Source organism: Massilia litorea, assembly GCF_015101885.1.
In the GTDB taxonomy this organism is placed as follows: Bacteria; Pseudomonadota; Gammaproteobacteria; order Burkholderiales; family Burkholderiaceae_D; genus Telluria; species Telluria litorea.
Map to the genome: position 1 here is coordinate 2,937,896 of NZ_CP062941.1, position 20,102 is coordinate 2,957,997.

At 63.8% G+C, this 20,102-nt stretch carries 22 protein-coding genes; 14 read left to right on the top strand and 8 right to left on the bottom strand.

Annotated features, from left to right (window positions below; all coding sequences use genetic code 11):
- Positions 1-94: 94 nt before the first annotated feature.
- The 3 genes from LPB04_RS13140 to LPB04_RS13150 all read right to left on the bottom strand — a co-directional run bounded on the left by LPB04_RS13140 (position 95) and on the right by LPB04_RS13150 (position 2,037).
- Entirely contained in the window at positions 95-1,300 is a 1,206-nt protein-coding gene (locus LPB04_RS13140; RefSeq protein ID WP_193685018.1) for a rhomboid family intramembrane serine protease, read from the bottom strand.
- A 66-nt stretch (positions 1,301-1,366) separates the two neighbouring features.
- On the bottom strand, positions 1,367-1,657 hold the full coding sequence (locus LPB04_RS13145; protein WP_193685019.1) for a hypothetical protein: 291 nt from the start codon (positions 1,655-1,657) through the stop codon (positions 1,367-1,369).
- Positions 1,658-1,773: 116 nt separating this feature from the next.
- Complete coding sequence (locus LPB04_RS13150; RefSeq protein WP_193685020.1) at positions 1,774-2,037, bottom strand: hypothetical protein; 264 nt, start codon at positions 2,035-2,037, stop codon at positions 1,774-1,776.
- A gap of 145 nt (positions 2,038-2,182) precedes the next feature.
- Here LPB04_RS13150 and LPB04_RS13155 point away from each other — a divergent pair, with 145 nt between their 5' ends.
- The 8 genes from LPB04_RS13155 (at position 2,183) to LPB04_RS13190 (ending at position 10,753) form a co-directional block, all read left to right on the top strand.
- Positions 2,183-3,382, top strand: coding sequence for a hypothetical protein (locus tag LPB04_RS13155; protein WP_193685021.1), 1,200 nt, complete (start codon positions 2,183-2,185; stop codon positions 3,380-3,382).
- Between the two features lie 224 nt (positions 3,383-3,606).
- Positions 3,607-4,473, top strand: a complete 867-nt coding sequence (locus tag LPB04_RS13160) for an STAS domain-containing protein (RefSeq protein ID WP_193685022.1) — start codon at positions 3,607-3,609, stop codon at positions 4,471-4,473.
- Positions 4,474-4,490: 17 nt separating this feature from the next.
- Positions 4,491-4,850: an STAS domain-containing protein gene (locus tag LPB04_RS13165; RefSeq protein ID WP_193685023.1), complete on the top strand. Its 360-nt coding sequence runs from the start codon at positions 4,491-4,493 to the stop codon at positions 4,848-4,850.
- On the top strand, positions 4,847-5,314 hold the full coding sequence (locus LPB04_RS13170) for an anti-sigma regulatory factor (RefSeq protein ID WP_227496397.1): 468 nt from the start codon (positions 4,847-4,849) through the stop codon (positions 5,312-5,314). Before LPB04_RS13165 ends, LPB04_RS13170 begins: the two co-directional genes overlap by 4 nt.
- Positions 5,302-6,345, top strand: a complete 1,044-nt coding sequence (locus LPB04_RS13175; RefSeq protein WP_193685024.1) for an ATP-binding SpoIIE family protein phosphatase — start codon at positions 5,302-5,304, stop codon at positions 6,343-6,345. The genes LPB04_RS13170 and LPB04_RS13175 overlap by 13 nt, the downstream gene beginning before the upstream one ends.
- Complete coding sequence (locus LPB04_RS13180; RefSeq protein WP_193685025.1) at positions 6,342-7,676, top strand: sensor histidine kinase; 1,335 nt, start codon at positions 6,342-6,344, stop codon at positions 7,674-7,676. The genes LPB04_RS13175 and LPB04_RS13180 overlap by 4 nt, the downstream gene beginning before the upstream one ends.
- 12 nt (positions 7,677-7,688) lie before the next feature.
- Entirely contained in the window at positions 7,689-9,578 is a 1,890-nt protein-coding gene (locus LPB04_RS13185) for a hybrid sensor histidine kinase/response regulator (RefSeq protein ID WP_193685026.1), read from the top strand.
- Positions 9,579-9,787: 209 nt separating this feature from the next.
- The gene (locus tag LPB04_RS13190) at positions 9,788-10,753 is read left to right on the top strand and encodes a hypothetical protein (RefSeq protein ID WP_193685027.1); all 966 of its coding nucleotides are present in this window, start codon (positions 9,788-9,790) and stop codon (positions 10,751-10,753) included.
- A gap of 9 nt (positions 10,754-10,762) precedes the next feature.
- Here the strand turns inward: LPB04_RS13190 and LPB04_RS13195 are convergent, their stop codons facing one another.
- From LPB04_RS13195 to LPB04_RS13210, 4 genes are all read right to left on the bottom strand, one after another.
- The gene (locus LPB04_RS13195) at positions 10,763-11,011 is read right to left on the bottom strand and encodes a hypothetical protein (protein ID WP_193685028.1); all 249 of its coding nucleotides are present in this window, start codon (positions 11,009-11,011) and stop codon (positions 10,763-10,765) included.
- 31 nt (positions 11,012-11,042) lie between these two features.
- Positions 11,043-12,170: an acyltransferase family protein gene (locus LPB04_RS13200; protein WP_193685029.1), complete on the bottom strand. Its 1,128-nt coding sequence runs from the start codon at positions 12,168-12,170 to the stop codon at positions 11,043-11,045.
- A gap of 102 nt (positions 12,171-12,272) precedes the next feature.
- A complete protein-coding gene (locus LPB04_RS13205) occupies positions 12,273-13,691 on the bottom strand; it encodes a M16 family metallopeptidase (RefSeq protein ID WP_193685030.1) in 1,419 nt (472 codons plus the stop codon).
- 11 nt (positions 13,692-13,702) lie between these two features.
- The gene (locus LPB04_RS13210; protein WP_227496398.1) at positions 13,703-15,136 is read right to left on the bottom strand and encodes a M16 family metallopeptidase; all 1,434 of its coding nucleotides are present in this window, start codon (positions 15,134-15,136) and stop codon (positions 13,703-13,705) included.
- Between the two features lie 368 nt (positions 15,137-15,504).
- On the opposite strand from LPB04_RS13210, the gene LPB04_RS13215 reads away from it, so the two are divergent.
- Genes LPB04_RS13215 through LPB04_RS13225 form a run of 3 tightly spaced genes read left to right on the top strand, consistent with a single transcriptional unit; the run spans position 15,505 to position 17,413 of the window.
- Entirely contained in the window at positions 15,505-16,272 is a 768-nt protein-coding gene (locus LPB04_RS13215) for a GIN domain-containing protein (protein WP_193685032.1), read from the top strand.
- Between the two features lie 53 nt (positions 16,273-16,325).
- Positions 16,326-16,946, top strand: coding sequence for a tetratricopeptide repeat protein (locus LPB04_RS13220; protein WP_193685033.1), 621 nt, complete (start codon positions 16,326-16,328; stop codon positions 16,944-16,946).
- Positions 16,946-17,413, top strand: a complete 468-nt coding sequence (locus LPB04_RS13225; protein ID WP_193685034.1) for a GNAT family N-acetyltransferase — start codon at positions 16,946-16,948, stop codon at positions 17,411-17,413. Before LPB04_RS13220 ends, LPB04_RS13225 begins: the two co-directional genes overlap by 1 nt.
- 50 nt (positions 17,414-17,463) lie before the next feature.
- Here LPB04_RS13225 and LPB04_RS13230 read toward each other — a convergent pair whose 3' ends face one another.
- On the bottom strand, positions 17,464-18,225 hold the full coding sequence (locus LPB04_RS13230; protein WP_193685035.1) for an SDR family NAD(P)-dependent oxidoreductase: 762 nt from the start codon (positions 18,223-18,225) through the stop codon (positions 17,464-17,466).
- A 319-nt stretch (positions 18,226-18,544) separates the two neighbouring features.
- Between LPB04_RS13230 and LPB04_RS13235 the strand changes: the two genes are divergently transcribed.
- From LPB04_RS13235 to LPB04_RS13245, 3 genes are all read left to right on the top strand, one after another.
- Positions 18,545-18,931, top strand: a complete 387-nt coding sequence (locus LPB04_RS13235; RefSeq protein ID WP_193685036.1) for a hypothetical protein — start codon at positions 18,545-18,547, stop codon at positions 18,929-18,931.
- Positions 18,932-19,004: 73 nt separating this feature from the next.
- On the top strand, positions 19,005-19,262 hold the full coding sequence (locus LPB04_RS13240; protein ID WP_193685037.1) for a hypothetical protein: 258 nt from the start codon (positions 19,005-19,007) through the stop codon (positions 19,260-19,262).
- A 127-nt stretch (positions 19,263-19,389) separates the two neighbouring features.
- Positions 19,390-19,956, top strand: a complete 567-nt coding sequence (locus LPB04_RS13245; protein ID WP_193685038.1) for a DUF6438 domain-containing protein — start codon at positions 19,390-19,392, stop codon at positions 19,954-19,956.
- Positions 19,957-20,102: the final 146 nt, after the last annotated feature.

Sequence of the window (20,102 nt, forward strand, 5' to 3'; positions counted from 1 at the left end):
ATACGAAAACCGCCAGTGCGTGAGCCTGGCGGTTTTTTCGTTTGGGGTGTTCTTGAGATAATCGAAGCCTTCAGGCTCTTGGGTAAAAAATTTGCTAAGTGATTAATATTGCATAACCTAAAAAATATGTCCAAAAAAAATATATGAGTCCGGCAAAGTAAGCAAAGCCGATCACGATAGCAGTGCCCGATTTGTCCCGTCCTGATCGCGTTCTGCCGCGCGTTGAGCCCTCGCGACAGACAGAAAGAGCGTAAACGTAGCCAGATAAAAACCCTCCGATATGACTGGATACATCTGTGCCGTCAGATATTACGTCGACTAAAAACTGTAATGCTAATCCGAGCCCTAGCGCCCAAATTGGAATGGATAAACTCCCCGGGAGTCGTTTATGATGTCTTATGCACACAAAATAATATGCCCCGTAGAGGCCAAGTATTCCGCCGGACGCGCCTATTACAATTTGGTGCGGGGAGAATGCAAGACTTAATAGCGATCCAATTATTGCCGAGTAGAGAAGTATAACTACGAGTCGCACGTGCCCAAAAATTAAGCCAATGTAGCGACCCATTATGCCTAAGGATAAAATGTTAAATCCAAGATGGAACGGAGTGGAATGCAAAAAAAACGATGACGCTAAGCGGTAGAACTGATTGGTCGACAAAGTTGTTTTCGTCAAGCCGCCATATGCAAGCGCGCCTTGCCCGATGTTTTCAAAATCTGGCGACGCCAGCATCAGGTACGATGCCACTAACGTTAACGAAAGAAACGAGATTACGGAAGAACTTTTAGCGGTCTCTTCTTTCGACGCCACGAGGAATTCCGAAGCCTTTATCTCAGGTTGTCTCGCGAACGCAGCCTGGTTTAGGAAGCACACAAAATCTTCAAAATCGTCGCACGAGTTGAAGCGTCGCCGCTCTATTAAAATCGAGTATTTATCATGGCGCCCCACTAATACGGCAATTGGTCCATTAGCGTTAAAAAATTTCTCGACTGATTTTATTTCGGAGAATCTCACCAGATAAGGCTTAAAGAAAAGCCTGGGTATGGACAAAATATTGTTTTGAGCTGTGATATTGTTTTTGGTATTGGCTGTTTGCAAATATTTGTAAATCCCTAGCGCACAGCATGCGAAATAAAGAGCGGCAATAGCGGCTATGAAATGAATTCTACCACCCGCATTACTGCGAAAAACCGACCAGGTCGTTAAGGCAAATGCAGAACTAAGGGCGATGAGAGCGGTTCGAAGCGTGGTGAAGTCAGCGCTTTGGTTTAGTCGCCAGGCTACTTTGATAGTAGGCATTGTTAGCTTTCAAAAAAAGAGCTGCGTTACCGACGTGGAAAACGCAGCCTTTTAATAGTTTTAGTATTACGTTAAGAAACTAAGGAAATCTCCGTTTTTGTTGATGAGCAAAGTGTATCCGGCATAACCCGCTAGGCCAGCCAAGGCAATGACAGTTATAGGAGCGGCAGCGAACGCTACGCCGACCGTTGTTGCACCCCACGCAGCGCCGCCGAACGATGTTGCCCCAATGGCGCCTGCCAAGCCCAGAGCAGCGGCGGTCTGTTTAGGCCCTGCTCCACTAACATTCATTACTTCATCCATTGTCAAATCTTGGACGCCACTGTTGCTTTCTTGCGAGGTCATGATGTCGTTCATATGTTCTCCAAAAAAGTATGTTGAGGGTTGAAGCCAGAGAATAGTTGCCCACCCTTTAAGTTACGTATCGGTTGCCCGCATAGAGTATGAGTAAGAACCGATAACTCACAGTACTCTTATTTCCCACTGGAAACTAAATCTTGATCAAATGTAGCCTTGGCGAGGATCACCGTACCGTACTGCCGCGCTTTGATATGTTCGATCGCTTGCAGGCGAAACAATGGATGGCTGGATAGGTCTTGACTGCCGTCTAATGATGTTGGTGCTTGGTTCATGCTGGAGAGCTCATCGGCGTAGGCGTGAAGGTCCTCGAGACCGACGAGCGTGGCCGCCTGAAGCTGTCGATGAAGGCTGCGGATCCGGCGGAAGCTGCGGCGCATTAATCCACGGAGCGGTTCGCCGCTTCGATACCAAACCGCCAGTGCGTGAGCCTGGCGGTTTTTTTATGCGCGGACGAGCGCCACGGATGGCCGCGGGCAGGGCACTGCGCTACAGTTCGGTGTTGCCGATAAGAAAGGGATTGTGATGTGGGAATGGCTCGGGTTCAAGAAACCGTCGCCGCAAAGCTTTGCCCACGCGCTGATGAAGTACGCGGCCGATCATGGCTTCGATGGACCCATGTGTTTCGATGCCACGCGTTTCCGTATTCTCACGGGCGAGACCGGAAACGGCATCGTCAACCTCGCCAACCTGTACCCAGGCTACCGCAATGCCAGGCGTAGCGAGCGCGGTGCACACCTCGCGCGCTGCTTCGCCATGTTCGGCGGGGAAGAAATGCCGACGGGCTTTGCGCAGGCGCGCGCCAACCTGCTGCCGGCGATCCGGGCGCGTTCGTACGTCGAATCGGCCTCGCTATCCGCAGGCGCGCACGGCGTGACCGTGTTCGGCGACGGCGCGTTCGCGGTCCTCGGTAGCGACGCTGTCGTGGTGCTCGCATATGATCACGCGGATTCGATGAATATCCTTACCGGCACGCAGGTGGAGGCGCTGGGTGTCCCGTTCGCCACCGCACTCGATGCGGCGCTCGCGAACCTGCGCGACCGTTCGGTCGAGACCTTGGTGCGCCGGCCCGACGGCGTGTGTATCGCGGCCTGGAACGACGCTTACGATTCCTCGCGCATCCTGCTGCCCGACGTCGTGCACCGGGCCGGCATCGCCAATCCGGTTGCGATGGTTCCGACGCGCGACCAGTTGCTGGTGGCGCCCGCCTCGGACCGCGCGGCCTTGCTGGCGATGCTCGACCTGGCGCAGGCTTGCCACGAGCACGAGGGCCGGCCGGTGTCGGCGTCGCTGTTCCATTTCGAACATGGTAGCGCGCAAGAGTTCGTGCCGGACGATGCAGAAGTGGTGCTGCGCCTCGCCAATCTGAAGCAGCTTTACCTGGCCGACGATCACGCGTGCCAGAAACAGGACCTCGACGCGGACAACGAGCAACGCAGCATCGACCTGTTCGTCGCTACCTTCGCTGTGTGGCAGCGCGAAGGCGATCCGCGCCTGGTCAGCGCGTGCACCTGGTCGGAGGGCGTCGAAGCCTTGCTGCCGCGTACCGACATGGTGTCGTTCGTCAGCCTGGACGAGGCAGGACAGCTGCGCCACGCGGGGACGGTCGAGTGGGCGCAGGTGCACGCGGTTGCGGGGCACCTGATGGCGCCCGAACCGGGCATGTATCCGGTGCGTTATCGCGTCAGTCACTTCCCGGACCTGCGCGACCTGGGCTTGCAATAAGCGTTCCGTCCGGTTCCCGAACGTGCAACCGCCAGTGCGTGAGCCAGGCGGTTTTTTTGCGCCCGCCCCACGCACCGCCGGCTGCAAAGGACCCCGCGCACGGCTCAACTCTCATCTGGAAATATAGCAATAAGTGTTATAGTTAATAATTCCCCAATGGTGGAGCAGTTCGTCTCGAAATCGAACGCATCCACGATACCGACGACCAAACCTAGGACCCATCGATGACGACGAAAGACAACGCCACCCGCATCAGCCAGCTCATCCAGGAACACGAGGCCGAAATCGGCTCGCAGTGGATTTCCCAGCTCGACACCCTGATGGTGCGCGGCACCAGCAGCTCGCGCGAACTGCTGCGCACGCATTGCCAGCAATTCCTGGCGGCATTCGCGGCCGGCACCCGTGGCGGCGAACTGGAAAACATCGAACACCGGTCCTGGGACGAAGTGCGCGACCTGCTGACCGAGATTTCGTCCAGCCGCGCCAAGAGCGGTTCGAGCCCGAGCGAGACGGCGACCTTCGTGTTTTCGCTGAAGCAGCCGATCTTCGTCCAGCTGACCGCAGGTCTCGCGACCGAGCCGGAAGTGCTGGCCGGCGCATCCTGGGCGGTGAGCTCGCTGCTGGATAAATTCGGCCTGTACACGATCGAAGTGTTCCAGAAGGCGAAGGACCAGATCATCGTGCGCCAGCAGCAGGAACTGCTCGAACTGTCGACCCCGGTGGTGAAACTGTGGAACGGCATCCTGGCGCTGCCGCTGATCGGCACGCTGGATTCGGCACGCACGCAAGTCGTGATGGAAAACATCCTGCAAAAGATCGTCGACACCGGCGCCGAGATCGCCATCATCGACATCACCGGCGTGCCGATGGTCGACACCCTGGTCGCCCAGCACCTGATGAAGACGATCGCCGCCGCGCGCCTGATGGGCGCCGACTGCATCATCAGCGGCATCCGTCCGCAGATCGCCCAGACCATCGTCCACCTCGGCGTGAACCTGGAAGACGTCGTCACCAAGGCCACCCTGGCCGACGCCTTCCTGGTCGCCCTCGAACGTACCGGTGCCTCGGTCACCATCGCCAACAAGAACTAATACGAATCGGAACGACGATGGAACGCATTCCTATCCTGCGGATGGGTGACCTGCTGCTGGTCACCATCCAGGTCGACATGCACGACCGCCTTGCCATGACCTTGCAGGACGATTTGACCGAGCGTATCGTGCGCGATAGCGCCAAAGGCGTGCTGATCGACATCTCGGCGCTCGACCTGGTCGATTCCTTCATCGGGCGTATGATCAGCAACACGGCAGCGATGGCGCGCGTGCTCGACGCCCAGACGGTGGTGGTCGGCATGCAGCCGGCGGTCGCGATTACCCTGGTCGAGCTCGGCCTGACCCTGCATGGCGTGAAAACCGCGCTGAACGTCGAGAAGGGCATGACCCTGCTCGGAAAGAACCTGAATAGATGAGCACTGCGACTGATTCCGCAGTTGGATTCGAGACCGATTTGCTGGAGCGTTACGCCAGGCAGCGCGTCGAGCGCGTCAGCCTGCCGCTGCGCGGAGACGAGGACGTGGTCGGCCTGCGCAAGCAGGTGCGCGAGCGCGCCGTCGCGATCGGGCTGTCGCTGGTCGACCAGACCAAGCTGATCACCGCGGCCAGCGAACTGGCGAGGAATACGATCAAGTACGGCGGCGGCGGCGCCGCGCACCTGGACAAGCTGGCCGACGGCCTGCGCCAGGGCGTCGGCCTTGTGTTCGTCGATGCCGGTCCCGGCATTCCCGACCTCGACATGGCACTGCGCGACGGCTATACCACCGGCGGCGGCCTGGGCCTCGGCCTGGGCGGCTCGAAGCGCCTGGTCGACGAATTCGAGATCGACACCCGTTCGGGAGAGGGGACCGCAATCGCGGTCGTAAAATGGAAACGCTGATCAGTTCCCTGAACACCCAGCATGCCTACCCGATCGTGCACGCCAGCGACATCGCCGCTGCCCGGCGCGCCGGGCAGAAACTGGCGATCGAACTCGGTTTCGACGAAGCGCGCGCCGGCACGCTGGCGCTGATCGTCACCGAGGCCGGCACCAACCTGCTCAAGCATGCCGGTGAAGGCATGCTCTACCTGAACGTGGCCCAGTCCGAAGGCGTGCCCGGGGTGGACGTGCTGGCCGTGGACAGCGGCCCCGGCATCGCCGACCTCGACGCCTGCCTGCGCGACGGCATGTCCACGGCCGGCACCTCGGGTACCGGGCTGGGGGCGCTGCGCCGCCTGTCCGACGAATTCGACGTCTACTCGACGCCCGGCAACGGGGCCCTGTTTTTCATGCGCCTGTGGCGCGACGAAGCCGCGCCCGGCCTGTGCCGGGTCGATGTCGGCGCGCTGACGGTGCCGCTGTCCGGCGAGGACGAGTGCGGCGACGGCTGGGGCGTGGCCTGCAACGCCACCGGCGCGACCCTGATCGCGGCCGATGGCCTCGGCCACGGTCCGCAGGCCGCGGCCGCGGCGCAGGCGGCACTCCGGCAGCTCGCGCGCCTGCCCGCTTCGGAACCGGGGCAGCTGGTGGACGCGGCGCATGAGGCCTTGCGCAGCACGCGCGGCGCGGCGCTGGCAGCGGCGCGCATCGATTTCGAGAACGACACGATCCGCTTTGCCGGCATCGGCAACATCGGCGCCTATGTGATTGACGGCGACGCGCGGCGCGCGCTGGTGTCGCACAACGGTATCGTCGGCCACAACATGCGCAAGGTGCAGGAATTCAGCGCGCCTTGTCCGCCCGGCGCCCTGGTCGTCATGCACTCGGACGGGCTCCAGACCCAGTGGGACCTGGATAAATATCCGGGCCTGCTGGCGCGCAGTCCGGCGCTGGTGGCCGCGATGCTGATGCGCGACTTCATCCGGCGCCGCGACGATGCGATGGTGCTGGTGGTGCGCCGCCGCGAGGGGCGCGCGGGAGGCCAGCAATGAGCCAGCGCATCCTGGCCGTCGCCCTCGAGAGCGACAAGGATGTGGTGCTGGTGCGCCAGCGCGCGCGCCAGATTTCCAGCATGCTTGGCTTTGCCAAGCAGGACCAGGTGCGCATCGCGACCGCCGTGTCGGAAGTGGCGCGTGCCGCCTGCCATGCCGGCGTCAAGGCGCGCGCCACCTTCGTGCTGCACGACCAGCAAACGCGCCAGCAGCTCGAGGTGACGGTCAGCGCCGCACAGGCACCCGCGGCGCATACCGAAGCGGCGGCGCTTGCCGACGCCGCGCTGGTCACGGCGCACCGCCTGATGGACACCTGCGTCGCCGACGGCGGCGGCGCCGGTCCGGCCATCCGCATGCAGAAGGCGCTGCCGCCCCAGCTGCCGGTCAGCCCGACGCGCCTGGCGCAGATCGCCAGCGAACTGGCCGCCGCCCCGGCCGGCAACTCGTGGGAGGAAGTGCAGCAGCAGAACCGCGAGCTGGTCGAGACCCTGGCCGAGCTGCGCGAGCGCCAGGAAGACCTGCTGTCGCTGACGCGCGAACTGGAAGACACCAACCGCGGCATCGTCGCCCTGTATGCGGAGATCGAGGACAAGGCCGAGCACCTGCGCCGCGCGGACGAGATGAAGTCGCGCTTTCTCTCAAATACGAGTCACGAGCTGCGCACGCCGCTGTCCTCGATCCGCGCCTTGTCGAAACTCCTGCTCGACCGCATGGACGGCGACCTGACCGAAGAGCAGGAGCGCCAGGTCTACCTGATCGAGCGCACCGCCACCGATATGTCGGAACTGGTCAACGACCTGCTGGACCTCGCCAAGATCGAAGCGGGACGCGTGGAGGCGCATCCGGAGCCGGTCGTGGTCGAGAACCTGTTCCGCGCACTGAAGGGCATGATGCGCCCCCTGGTCGATGCCGATCGGGTCGAACTGGTGTTCGACAACGGCGGCATCGAGGACGCCTTCGAATCGGACGAGGGCATGCTGTCCCAGATCCTGCGCAACTTCATTTCGAACGCGCTCAAGTTCACCGAGCAGGGCTCGGTGCGCGTCAGCGCGGCGCACGATCCCGGGTCCGACATGCTGACCTTCGCCGTCACCGATACCGGCATCGGCATCGACGCCGAGCACCTGCAGCTCATCTTCGAGGAGTTCACCCAGGTGGAAAACCCGCTGCAGCGAAAGAGCAAGGGCACGGGCCTGGGCCTGCCGCTGTGCCGGCGCCTCGCCGAACTGCTGGGCGGGCGCGTCGACGTCACCAGCCGTCCCGGTGTCGGCTCGACTTTCATGTTGACGCTGCCGCGTCAATTCCCCCATCCGTCGCCGCCAGACGCTTGACGAAACCGAAACATGACTGCACATCCACCCCTGATCCTCAACGTCGACGACAACGATGGCGCGCGCTACGCCAAGACCCGCATCCTGCATAGCGCCGGCTTCAAGGTGATCGAAGCGGCGAACGGCACCGACGCGCTGGCGATGGTCCGCGAGGACAATCCGGCACTGGTGCTGCTGGACGTAAAGCTCCCCGACATCAACGGCATCGAGGTCTGCCGGCGCATCAAGGCCGACCCCGACACCAACTGCGTGCTGGTGCTGCAGACCTCGGCCGCGCTGACCGGGCGCGCCGACAAGATCCGCGGCCTGGAAGGCGGCGCCGACAACTACCTGGCCGCGCCGATCGAGTCCGACGAGCTCATTGCCAACGTCAACGCGCTGCTGCGCATGCGCCAGACCCAGGACGCGCTGCGCGAGGGAGAAGAGCGCTTTCGCCAGCTGACCGACAACATCGAAGACGTGTTCTGGATGTTCTCGGCGCCGGACGGCGTGCTGGCCTATGTCAGCCCGGCCTACGCGACGATCTGGGGCCGCAGCGTGGATACGCTCAAGCGCCACCATGCAAGCTGGCTCGAGGTCGTGCATCCGGACGATCGCGCGCGCCTGGCGGGGCGCTGGGCGATCCTGGCGACCCAGCCGCACTATGACGAGGAATTCCGCCTGATGCTGCCCGACGGCGCGATGCGCTGGGTGCGTGACCGCGTCTTCGCGGTACGTAACGCGCGCGGCGAGGTGTACCGCGTGGCCCGGATCACGAGCGACATCTCGGCGCGCAAGGAAATGGAAGCGCTCCTGCGCGCGGCCGACGCCAACAAGAACCAGTTCCTGGCCACGCTGGCGCACGAACTGCGCAACCCATTGAGCCCGATCCGCAACGCGGCCACGCTGCTCGGCGTCGGCGGCGAGAACGCGGGCGGGCGTCACGCGCATGCGCGCGAAGTCATCCTGCGCCAGGTCGACCATCTGGCGCACCTGGTCGACGACCTGCTCGACGTCGCCCGTATTTCGGAAGGCAAGATCGTGCTGCGCCGCGAAGAGGTCAATCTCGGCGCCGTCATCGAACAGGCGCTCGAAACCGCCGGGCCGCTGATCGGGGCGCGCGCGCACAAGCTCGAGGTGCGCCAGCCGGACTGCCAGGTCTGGGTCGCGGGCGATCCGGTGCGCCTGGCGCAGTCGATGGGCAACCTGCTGCACAACGCCGCCAAGTTCACTCCGAAGGGCGGAGAAATCACGCTCGCCGTCACGCTGCACGGGGAGAACGTCCACATCTCGGTCCACGACAACGGCATCGGCATAGCGGAGGACAACCTGCCTCGCATCTTCGGCATGTTCGCCCAGGCGGCGGTGCCGCCCGACCGCGCGCCGGAGGGCCTCGGCATCGGCCTGTCGCTGGTCTCGCGCCTGCTCGAGATGCACGGCGGCCAGTTGCGCGCCGAGAGCCCCGGCATCGGCATGGGCAGCACTTTTACGGTGGAGCTGCCGGTGCTGCGCACGACGGGCAACGAGTGCGCCGTGGGTTCCGCACAGGAGCAGGGCGGCGCGGCCGCCGGCCTGCGCGTGCTGCTGGTCGACGACAACGTCGACGCCATGGAGATGATGGGCTTCCTGTTGGCCGAGATGGGGCACGAGACCTGGACCACGTCGGACGCCAGCCAGATCGAGACGCTGGCGCTGGCCCACCGGCCGCAGGTGATCGTGCTCGACATCGGCTTGCCGGGCGCGGACGGCTACCAGCTGGCGCGCATGATCAAGAGTAACCCGCAGCTGGCCCACATCCGCCTGGTCGCGCACACCGGCTACGGCTCGCCTGAAGACCGGCGCCGCGCGCAGGAAGCGGGCTTCGATGCGCACCTGGTCAAACCGGCCGAGCTGGAAGATCTGGAAAAGGCGCTGCGCGGCTGATGTCCCGATAAGGCAGGCGCCGCACCGCGTCGGCACGAATGCCCACCCTGCAACGGCCGAGCACCGTAGGGTGGGCTCTTGAGCCCACGCGTCTCGCGTGTGCAAATTTACCCGCACGCCACCAAAAACCCCATCCCAGCCGCGAACTTCCACCTTCCCCCAGGTTCTTACGAAGACCACACGCGCGCCAGCGCAGGGGAGGGAATACCATGCCCGACACAACCAGGCACAACGCGCCGCTCGTCCTCGCGTCCGTCCAACTGAAGCGCAACACGCCGGCCGAGGTGGTCCAGGCCAGGGCGCCCTGGCGCGAAGCGATGCTCGAGGGCTACCGGCGCCGCAACGCCGTCCTCGACGGCATCTTCTACGACATCGGCGTCGTCACGCCCACCGAGGCCGGTACGGTCGCGCCCTGGCTTGCGCGCGAGGGCACGCTCCTGATCGTGCCGCCCTCGGGCGCCGGCGCGCTGCGCCTGTGCGCGACCGTCCCCGACTTCCTCGCAGCCGGCGGGGCCGGCACGCGCATCCTGACCGTGGCCGGCGTCGGCAGCTCGGCCCTCGGCACGGCCGCCTTTGCCCGCAATGTGGCCGACGCCTTCGGCGAACCGGTAGCGGCGCTGGTCTCCGGCTACGGCCTCGCCGACCTCGTCACCGAGGCCGCCGGCGGCTGGTTCTGGTTCGGCACACTGAACCGCATGCGCCACGCCTTCGAGCAGGTCGACGACCTGTTTCGCGGCCGGGCATGGGATCCGATGGCAAGCATGCCCGCCTCGATGAACCTCGCCCGCACCAGCCTCGACACGCGCACGCTGTGCACGCTGCTGGCCGATCCCGGCACGCATTTCTCGCTCCTGGTCGGGCACTCGAAGGGCAACCTGGTGATTTCGGAAGCGCTGTACGCGCTGCGCGACGACGGCGCCGACGAGGGGCTGGACGACCTCGCCATCATCACGATGTCGGCGGCGATTGCCATGCCGCCGCGCTACCGCAGGATCATCGACGTGATGGGAGAGCTGGACTGGTTCGGGGCGATGAATTCGAACTGCGCGATCCCCGTCGAGTACCACGCGAAGAACGCCTGGCACCACACGAACACGGACCTGCAATGGCACCTGCCGGTGCGCCAGGTGTTGTGCGACCTGCGCCGTACGCAGGGCGGCGCACTCGTGCACTAAGCAGGCATATTACTGCCCGAGACAGATGATTTTCGTCGCGTACTCGCGCGCGTTTTCCTTCTTGCGGCCGGCCCAGTCGATGACTTCCTGGGCTTCGGCGATCGTCATGATGGTCGCCTTTTCCTTGTTCTTGATGAAGGAGACGCCTTCGAACTTGCCCTCCTTGCTGCGCATGACTTTGGCGAACACGGGGGGCTTCTTGCCGTCGTCGGCGAGTTTGTTTTGCTGGACGAGGTAACGCTGGTCGATCGGTTCCATGGGGGAGGGCGTGAAAAGGGAAACCACCATTTTACCGTCTCGGGAGCGCGCGGCCTATCCGTTCCAGCATCAGCGCCAGGGCGAGGCAGCAGAGCAGCACCGGCAGGTAGACGACGAAGGTCCAGGTCTGCAGCTCGCCGAGCAGCGCGCGGTACAGGCCGACGGCCCCCAGTACGATGAACATATGCGACAGGTAGAGTTCATAGCTCAGGCTACCCATGCGCGCCAGCCAGCCCAGGCCGCGCCGCGGCGCAGGCGGATGCGCGCGCAAGGCCAGCAGCAGGAAGCAGCTGCCCACGCACAGGACGTACAGGCCGGACTTGAACAGATGGCGGTGCACCAAGTCGGACCAGCCGAGGACCAGCACGATGCAGAAGGCGCCGAAGAGCGCGAGTGCGCGCGCATCGCGCGGCGCCGGACGCCAGCGGCAGGCGAGCATGGCGGCCAGCACGCCCCAGGCGATGGCGGCCATGCCGGGCAGGTAGGCCTTTTCGCGCCAGACCTCGTCGGCGGCGGGGACAAGCGAGCGCAAAGGTCCAAGGCACAGCGCCCAGGCCAGCAGCACGCCGGCCAGGACGCGCCGCGGCAATGCCAGGCAAAGCAGGGAGAAGCCCAGGTAGAAGGCCTCTTCGATGGACAGCGACCAGAGGACGTCCCAGCCTGCGGGCGCCCAGCCGGTACGGCCTTCGTACCAATTGAAGGTGAAGCTCAGGGCAGACCCCAGCAGTCCCCCGATACTCTGCCGTCCTTCCTCGGGCGCGAAGCCGGACACGCCCAGCCAGGCCAGGAGCGTCAGCAGCGCCAGGGCCAGGATGAGCAAGGGCAGGATGCGGCGCGCCCGCGCCAGGTAGAACCGGCGCAGGCCGACGCGCCCCAGGCCGCCATCGCGCTCGATGATGCGGGTCGTGATCAGGAAGCCCGAGATCACGAAAAAGACGAACACGGCCTCGTAGCCGTTGAAGCTGAGGGCATCGATCAGGCGTTTGGGCAGCCATGCGCCGGCAAGGCTGGGCGCCAGCGGCAGGCGAAAGGGCAGGGCAAGGTGATGGACGATCACCAGCAGGATGGCCAGGCCGCGCAGGCAGTCGATGCCGAAGTTGCGCGGCGCCTGGAGCGTTGCATGCGTGCCGGGACGCAGGACGGGAGGGCTTGCGGTCATGGAGTCGATGAGGTGTGGGAATGCGTCGTGCCGCACAAGGGCAGGCAATGCGTTCATAAAAAAATGCCCGCACGCGGCGGGCATCGTTCCGGACGAAGCGTCTTACTTCTCGCTGACCTTGAACTCGCCGAAGGGCTTGAGCTGCTCGCTGACCGCGGCCGGGTCGCCGACCACGACGATCGACTGCGCTTCGGGTGCGAAATACTTCTTCGAGACTTCGCGCACCTGCTGCGGCGTGACCTTCTGGATCAGCGGCACGTACTGGCCGAGGAATTCCGGCGGCAGGCCGATCAGCCAGTTCTGGGCCAGGGTGTTGGCCACTGCCCCCTGCAGCTGGTTGCTGATCAGGTAGCCGCCAGCGACGTAGCGCTTGTTCATCGTCATCTCGTCCGCCGGGACCAGCTCGCTGCCGATGCGCTTGTACTCGTTGAAGTATTCGGTCAATGCGGCACCGGTGACTTCGTTGCGCACGTCGGCGCCGCCGACGATGGCGCCGCCGACACGGTTCATGCGCGCGCCGGCCGAGGCGCCATAGGTATAGCCCTTTTGCTCGCGCAGGTTGATGTTGACGCGGCTCGAGAAGCCGCCACCGAGGATGGTGCTGGCCAGGCGCAGCGGCACCTGTTCGTCGGCGCTGGCCTGGATGCCGGGGCCGCCGACGCGGATGGTCGACTGCACGCTGTTGGCGCGCTGCAGCAGGATGCGCGCCGGGTTGGCCGCGCGCGGCGCCGGTGCGGTCTCGGCCAGTGCCGGGCCTTCCGCCTTCCAGTCGCCGAAGGCGGCCTGCGCCAGCTTCATGGCCTCGGCTTCGCCGATGCGGCCGGTGATCACGAGCAGGGCGCGATCCGGACGGAAGCGCTTCGCGTGCTCGGTGCGCAGCAGCTCCTGCGTGACCGAATTGATCGCGCTTTCCGTCGGCTGGGTGTGGCCGTAGGGGTGTTCGCCGTAGACGGCCGCGTTGATCGCGCGCTCGGCGCGGAAGCGCGGGGTGGCCTCGGCGGCGCGCAGGGCCTGCAGCGCGTTGGCCTTGGCCAGCTCGACTTCCTTGGCCGGGAAGCTCGGCGTGCGCGCCACTTCGGCCAGCAGCGACATCATCGCCCCCGCCTGCGACGCGACGGCATTGGCCTGGACCGAGATGCCGTCCGAGTACGAGCCGGCCGCCACCGAGCCGCCCATGCCCTGGGCCGCTTCGGCGATGGCGCGCGAGTCGCGCCTGGCGCTGCCTTCGTTGATCATCCCGGCCAGCAGGCTGGCGAAGCCCGGATGGGCGCTGTCGTCGGCGGCATAGCCGGCCCCGCGCACGGCCAGCACGTAGTCCACGCGCGGCAGGCCTTGACGGGGCACGACCCAGACGGTCATGCCGTTGGCGAGGGTTTTCTTGACGATTTTCGGTGTCGGGATCGGCTTGTCCTTGCCGTAGGCCGGCATCGCGCCTGCCTTGGCAGTCGCCGGCGCATCCGCCGCGTAGGCGGCAGGGGCAAACATCATCGAGATCGCCAGTGTCAGCATCAGTTTTTTCATCGATGCGCTCCTTATTTCCGTGCGCCGTCAAGCGGCTTGGTCTGTGCGCCGGCAGGCGCGGTCTGGGTGCCGATCACGTCCACCTTGTCCACCATGGCGATCGGCTTGCGGTCGATGACGGTGCGGTTGTTCTTCACCAGGTAGGTGGAGGCCGCGCGCTGGATGTCGCTTGATGTCACGCCTTCGATCCAGCCCGGGATCTTGTTGACGACGTTGGCGTCGCCCCACAGGGTCTGCAGGCGCGCCAGGGTGTCGGCGCGGCTGATGAAGCTCTCCAGGCCGTTGTTCCAGTCGGCCAGCATGCGCGTCTTCACGCGCTTGAGGGTGGCCGCGTCGACGCCGTCCTTGACGATCTTCGCGATCTCCTCGTCCATCGCGTTCAGGATGGTGTCGGCATTCGTCGTCGGCTTGTACATCGTGTAGACGGTGAACAGGGTCGGGCCGTCGAATTCCCACGGGCTGGTGAGGCCGAACAGGACGTCGGTATTCAGCGCCAGTTCGCGGCCTTTCACCAGGCCCTGGTAAAGGACCGAGGCGTCGCCGCCGGCCAGCAGTTCGCCGAGGACGGCCATCGCCGCCTGGTCGCGGCTGCCGCGTTCAGGCATCTTCCATGCGGCGGCCAGCGCCGGCACCTGGGCCAGCGCGTCGCCCTGCTGGACGCGCTTTTCGACCTTGTTCAGGCCCTCGCTGAAGTCGCCGCCTTTCGGCACCGGGCGCGCGGGGATGGCGCCGAAGTATTTCCGGGCGAGGGCAAAGCCCTGGGCCGGGGTCACGTCGCCGGCGATCGCCAGCACCGCGTTGTTCGGGCCGTAGTAGTCGCGGTGGAAGGCGCGTACGTCGTCGAGACTGGCGCCCTCGAGGTCTTCGAAGCTGCCGTAGCCGTCGTGGTTGTTCTCCCATTTCTGGAAGGCGTGCTGGCCGATGTCGATCCACATGAAGCCGCCGTAGGGCTGGTTCTTCACGTTCACGCGGATCTCTTCCTTGACCACGTCCTGCTGGTTCTTCAGCGTGTCCTTGTTGAAGTCGAGCGTCTTCATGCGGTCCGCTTCCAGCCACAGGATCGGCTCGAGCGAGGAGGCCGGCGCGGTCTCGATGTAGTTCGTGAAGTCGGCGCGGGTCGAGCCGTTGTTGCGGCCGCCGCCGCCGGTGATGGTCTTGTCGAACACGCCCTTCGGCGCGTTCGGCGTCCCCTGGAACATCAGGTGTTCGAACAGGTGGGCGAAGCCGGTGCGGTTCTTCGGCTCCAGGCGCATGCCGACGTGGTAGACGACCGAGACGCCGACGGTGGGCGAACTGTGGTCTTCGGTGACGATGACGGTCAGGCCGTTGTCGAGTTTCTTGGTGGCGACCGGCAGGTCCCACTTGTCGCCCGTTGCCGAAGCTGGAGCAGCTAAGGCGGCGGCGGACAAGCTGAGCCCGGCCAGCAGGACGGGAAGTTGGCGCATGCGCATTGATGACCTCAAATGAATGGCTGAGTCGAATGAAATTCCCCGCGCGAGCACGCGAAAGGAGCATTTCATCTTAGCGCAAAGGAATGCCAAAACGTAATCTTTTTTGCGTATGTATGTTGACTTAGTGCAAGCCGGCGAGCCCTGCAATTTGTCGTCCAGGCCCGCAAATCTGCAGTCTGTCGCAATCCGGGCGGGGCGCGGCCGGTCGGTCGTTATAGTGAACTCATTGCCAAACTGTATAAAAATTGTCGGGAATTCACATTTTTGTGGAACCCGGCAGGGCTTGCTGGTAAGTTGGCCGCGATCGTCAGTACGGATGCGCGGTCCGAACAGGAACATCGGATCGGAACACGGAGAAGCACATGAACAAATTGTTGAAGTTCGGCCTCGCGGCCCTCGGAATGCTGGCGCTGATGCGCCTGGCAACGGCCGCGCCCGATACCACCACCGAAACGCGCCCGCTCGATGCGCGCGTGGTGCGTATCAAGATCGATGGCGTGGTCGACCTGCGGGTACGCCAGGGCAGCCCGGCTTCGCTCGTGCTCTCCGGCGACCCGCGCTGGATCGCGCAGATGACGACGCTGCAAAGCGGCGATACCGTCGTCATCGGCACCGAGATGCACGAGATGCGCATGGGCCGCAGGAACGGGGTGCGCGCCGACATGGTGCTGCCGAACCTGCGCGAAGTCAGTTCCGAGAGCGTGGGCAGCACCGAGATCACGGGCTTCAAGGGCGAGGAGCTGGAACTGTCGCTCGACGGCGCCGGATCGATGAACGTGAACGCCGACTTTCGCATCATCAGCGCCAGCCTGGGCGGCGTCGGCAGCATGAAGCTGTCCGGCATGAACAGCGAACGCATCACGCTCGACCTGCAGGGCGCCGGCTACGTGACCCTGGCCGGGCGCAGCAAGTCGCTGAAGGCCGAGCTGGGCGGACTGGGCGGGCTGGACGGGCAGGCCTTTTCGGCCGACAGCGTCACGCTCGAACTGTCGGGCCTGGGCAATGCCACGGTGACCGCGCACCAGAGCGCCAACCTGAACCTGTCGGGCATGGGTTCGGTCACAGTCTACGGCAAGCCGCTCAATCGCCGGGTGAGCGTCGACGGACTGGGCAAGGTCAGCTGGAAATAAGCGAATTTCGGAGCAAACAAGGTAGGCGACAAGACCGATCCACGCACGAGACAATGAAAAAATTTACTGTAGCGATCCTGCTGGCGCTTGGCCTGAGTCTCGGCCCCCCTGGTACGGCACTGGCAGGTTTCCCCGAAGGGGCGAGCGCGTACAACGCGCGCAATTACGCGCAGGCGCTGAAAGAGATCGCGCCCCTGGCGCGCGCCGGCAATGCCGAGGCCCAGCACCTGCTGGGCCTGATGTATTACATGGGCCGCGGCGTCACGCGCGACTACAAGCAGGCCTTCCAGTGGCACCTGAAGGCCGCGCAGCAGGGCAAGGCCGACGCGCAATATGTCGTCGGCGCCATGTACTACACCGGCAACGCCGTGCCGCAGGACCAGAAGCTGGCCGTCAACTGGTTCCGCCGCGCGGCCGAGCAGGGCCATGGCGAGGCGCAGCATGCGCTGGGGCTGATGTACCGCTACCACGTCGCCGGCGTGCCCGGGGACCCGGTGATTGCCTACATGTTGTGGAATCTTGCCGCGGCTGGGGGCAACCACAATGCGGTGGGGCAGCGGGCGGCGATCGCCAAGACGATGACGCAGGAGCAGATCGAGGAGGCGCAGGCGCTGTCGCGCACGTGGAAGGTGGGGACGCCGCTGCCGACGCAGTCGAAGACGGGTGGGGGCTAATGCGCGACAACATAAGTCCCTTCGTTTCCACGCGGCCGGCCCGCGACGACGACAAGCCGGTCATCTGGCAACTGTACGAAGAAGCGTTGCGGCAGCATATCGAGACCATCTGGGGATGGGACGCCGACTGGCAGCAGGCCTGTTTCGAACAGGCCTTCCTTGCCATGTCGACGCGGGTGGTCGAGCTGGACGGCCGCGTTGCCGGCTACCTGCAGATCGACAGGGAAGCGGACGAGGACTACCTGAGCATGCTGATACTGGATCCCGCAGCGCGCTCATGCGGTGTGGGCGCGCGCCTGCTGGCGGCGATCCTGGCGGAAAGCGCGGCGCGCGGGCGTGGCCTCTACCTGCGCGTGTTCCGCACCAATACGGCGGCGCGACGCTTCTATGAGCGGGAAGGGTGGGTGCTGGTCGCGGACGAAGGCAATTTCCTGGTCATGCGACCGGGCGCCAGGGCGCCCAGCTGAACTGTCGTTGCGGCCATCAGGTATTGCACAAGTACCCCGCGGATAAATCCTTACATCGGCGGCTGTCCGTTGGACGCCGTCACGCCCGCATCCACCGGCAAGTTAACGCCGGTGATCAGGCGCGCATCCTCGCTCGCGAGGAAGGCCATCACCGCTGCAACGCCTTCCGGATCTTCGGGCGCGCCGAGCGGCATGCGTTCCTTGAACTTGGCGACCAGTTCGGCGTCCTTCAGCATATCCTCGGTCATGCCGGTTTTCGTGAAGCTCGGATTGACCGCGTTCACCCGCACCCCATCCTTGCCCGCGTCCAGCGCCATCGCGCGCACCATGTTGCTGACCGCGCCCTTCGACGTGTTATAGGCGAAGGTATTCCAGTCGCCGCCGAGTCCCGACACGGAAGAGGTCATGACGATCGCACCTTTGACTTTGACGAGTTCCGGCATCGCAGCCTTGGCCATGTGGAAGTAGCCGCTCACGTTGACCGCCATGACGCGCTCGAAGTCCTCTTCGCTGGTCTTCATGATGTCGCCCTCGGTTGCCATGCCGGCGTTGTTGATCAGGACATGCAGCCCGCCAAAACGGTCGACGGCCGCCTTGACTGCGGTGGTTGCCGTTTCCTTGTCGGCGGTATCGCCGACCTGTACCAGAACGCGGTCCTGCGGCAGCCCGGCAGCGGCTTTCTTGAGGCTGGCTTCGTCGATGTCGAGCATGACGACACGGGCGCCTTCATCCAGAAAGCGGCGAGCAGTGGCCAGGCCGATGCCGGACGCGGCGCCGGTGACGAGTACGGTTTTTTCTTTAAAACGGTTCATGCTGTTCCTTTTATGTCGGTCAAGATGGATTCACTGGCGCACAAAAAGCGAAAGCGACAATAATGCGCTTGCGAAAGCGGAGCGTGATCACTGGCACGCCAGAACGCGAATTTGACGATATCACGGTCGCGAAAACACAGATTTTCAGTGCTTGTAGGCAACCGTATAACAACCTCTGGCTTACAATCATGAAGTCAGGTCAATCATGGAGAGAGGTATGCGCAGAATTTTGAGTACCGTACTACCTGTCTGGGCAGCGCTCGCATCAAGCGCTGCGACATCCGTGTCCGCGCAGCCCACTGCGCCTACTCCCGCAGAAATGTTCACGCAGACCAAGGTCGCTCTTCCGACCCTGGTCGAGCAGGGACTGGAGTACGACTCCGTCATGTTCGCTGGCAAAAGATGCAAGCTTTTTACAGTGGCTGAGCAGAATTACTGGAATCAGCTATGGAAGCTCTCGTCCGACACGGTGTTGAGCCCTCACGACCAGCAGCTTTTCGACGAAGAGAAACGCTCGAAACAGAGCGCCGATAAAGTAGAAGCAAGGGTGAGCTATTTCAGGAAGGCGGGTTGCGCAAGCCCGGAACTAGTCGCCAAAGTACGAGATATGAAGAAGCGCATGCGGCTGCAAGGCTTCGCTTTAAAGCAGGCGAGCGAGGCAAATGATGCCGCAATCATGGACCTGTATAAGGAGCCTGCGGAATAGGTCCGCACTCGGCCCAGAAGCGGACGTCGGACACGCTCCGAGAAGATGACAGTCCAAACGTACTGGAGTGACATTGATAAACCAGAAAAGCGCGCCGGTCGAGTGGGCCGGGCTGATGTATGAACTTGACGATGCGTATGAGCATCTAGCCGCTCTGATTTCTGATATGAACGGGACAGAAGACTTCGACGAGGCTGATCTGCGGATACAGCTCGGGCACGTGTTCTCTCATTTAAACCGCGCATGGCACCGCCGGGATAAAGCCAACGGCCTTAACCCTGAAGAGTGGCTGGAAGCTAGTCGGTTCCCTTCAGATTTGGATCCCGTCTAGCTGACTGCCCGCCTTGGGTCGGAAGCAGACGCACCAGTTGTGTAGCATTTTTCCTTCGCAAGCGAAGGCATGTATATTTCAAGGGACTACGGCCAGTGAATCTGCCGAACATACTCGGAATACTTCCATGAGATCAGCACGCACACGGACCATCCTCACGCTGGCCGCGCTGCTGGCGGGGTGTTCGAACGCCGGCTCGCGCGAGCCCAAGGCGCCGGAGCCGTTCACGGACTTCGATACGCTCACGTTCGAGCAATCGGCCTGCCTGTTCGACTGCTCCGTCTTCGAGCTCGAGATTGCATCCGACGGACGGGTGCGTCATTCCGGCCCGGACTTCGAGCGTACGGGCGGCCCGCATGAATCCCGCATCGACAGGCGCGGCCTGGCGCAGATCGCACAGGCGCTGCGCGACGCGCGCGTCGATGAGATGCGCGATAGCTACCAGGACGGGGACGAGGGATGCAAAGGCGCGATCACCGATATGTCGACCCTCAGTTTCCACGTGACCCGGGACCATGGGCAGCGCAATAAAAGCGTCGTGCTTTACGCCGGCTGTGTCGGCCCCACCATCCCGAGCGCGCGCATGAGTGCACTGATCAAGGCCATCGACCAGGTCACGGGCACAGGGGCGCTGCTCGAGCAGCGCAAGAAGCTGCGTCGGCCGGATGGCGAGGCGGTCGCGCCGTCGACCTAGCCTCGGGCCGCGGCACGCAGTCGACGTTGTAGCAATCAGGAAATTGCAATAGTATCCAGAACCTTGGGCCCACCGATGGGGCGCCAACCGTTCCTGGTGCTGATCGCCAAATAAGCCGGGCGGAGCCGCCAGCCCGACTGGCGGTT

What these genes read in the sequence shown, in the direction of transcription:
- LPB04_RS13160 (WP_193685022.1), top strand. Translation starts at nt 3,607, where the DNA reads ATGACGACGAAAGACAACGCCACCCGCATCAGCCAGCTCATCCAGGAA.
- LPB04_RS13185 (WP_193685026.1), top strand. Translation starts at nt 7,689, where the DNA reads ATGACTGCACATCCACCCCTGATCCTCAACGTCGACGACAACGATGGC.
- LPB04_RS13145 (WP_193685019.1), bottom strand. Translation starts at nt 1,657, where the DNA reads ATGAACGACATCATGACCTCGCAAGAAAGCAACAGTGGCGTCCAAGAT.
- LPB04_RS13200 (WP_193685029.1), bottom strand. Translation starts at nt 12,170, where the DNA reads ATGACCGCAAGCCCTCCCGTCCTGCGTCCCGGCACGCATGCAACGCTC.
- LPB04_RS13190 (WP_193685027.1), top strand. Translation starts at nt 9,788, where the DNA reads ATGCCCGACACAACCAGGCACAACGCGCCGCTCGTCCTCGCGTCCGTC.
- LPB04_RS13235 (WP_193685036.1), top strand. Translation starts at nt 18,545, where the DNA reads ATGTTCACGCAGACCAAGGTCGCTCTTCCGACCCTGGTCGAGCAGGGA.
- LPB04_RS13205 (WP_193685030.1), bottom strand. Translation starts at nt 13,691, where the DNA reads ATGAAAAAACTGATGCTGACACTGGCGATCTCGATGATGTTTGCCCCT.
- LPB04_RS13155 (WP_193685021.1), top strand. Translation starts at nt 2,183, where the DNA reads ATGTGGGAATGGCTCGGGTTCAAGAAACCGTCGCCGCAAAGCTTTGCC.
- LPB04_RS13245 (WP_193685038.1), top strand. Translation starts at nt 19,390, where the DNA reads ATGAGATCAGCACGCACACGGACCATCCTCACGCTGGCCGCGCTGCTG.
- LPB04_RS13140 (WP_193685018.1), bottom strand. Translation starts at nt 1,300, where the DNA reads ATGCCTACTATCAAAGTAGCCTGGCGACTAAACCAAAGCGCTGACTTC.
- LPB04_RS13180 (WP_193685025.1), top strand. Translation starts at nt 6,342, where the DNA reads ATGAGCCAGCGCATCCTGGCCGTCGCCCTCGAGAGCGACAAGGATGTG.
- LPB04_RS13195 (WP_193685028.1), bottom strand. Translation starts at nt 11,011, where the DNA reads ATGGAACCGATCGACCAGCGTTACCTCGTCCAGCAAAACAAACTCGCC.
- LPB04_RS13215 (WP_193685032.1), top strand. Translation starts at nt 15,505, where the DNA reads ATGAACAAATTGTTGAAGTTCGGCCTCGCGGCCCTCGGAATGCTGGCG.
- LPB04_RS13210 (WP_227496398.1), bottom strand. Translation starts at nt 15,136, where the DNA reads ATGCGCCAACTTCCCGTCCTGCTGGCCGGGCTCAGCTTGTCCGCCGCC.
- LPB04_RS13175 (WP_193685024.1), top strand. Translation starts at nt 5,302, where the DNA reads ATGGAAACGCTGATCAGTTCCCTGAACACCCAGCATGCCTACCCGATC.
- LPB04_RS13150 (WP_193685020.1), bottom strand. Translation starts at nt 2,037, where the DNA reads ATGCGCCGCAGCTTCCGCCGGATCCGCAGCCTTCATCGACAGCTTCAG.
- LPB04_RS13230 (WP_193685035.1), bottom strand. Translation starts at nt 18,225, where the DNA reads ATGAACCGTTTTAAAGAAAAAACCGTACTCGTCACCGGCGCCGCGTCC.
- LPB04_RS13170 (WP_227496397.1), top strand. Translation starts at nt 4,847, where the DNA reads ATGAGCACTGCGACTGATTCCGCAGTTGGATTCGAGACCGATTTGCTG.
- LPB04_RS13220 (WP_193685033.1), top strand. Translation starts at nt 16,326, where the DNA reads ATGAAAAAATTTACTGTAGCGATCCTGCTGGCGCTTGGCCTGAGTCTC.
- LPB04_RS13225 (WP_193685034.1), top strand. Translation starts at nt 16,946, where the DNA reads ATGCGCGACAACATAAGTCCCTTCGTTTCCACGCGGCCGGCCCGCGAC.
- LPB04_RS13165 (WP_193685023.1), top strand. Translation starts at nt 4,491, where the DNA reads ATGGAACGCATTCCTATCCTGCGGATGGGTGACCTGCTGCTGGTCACC.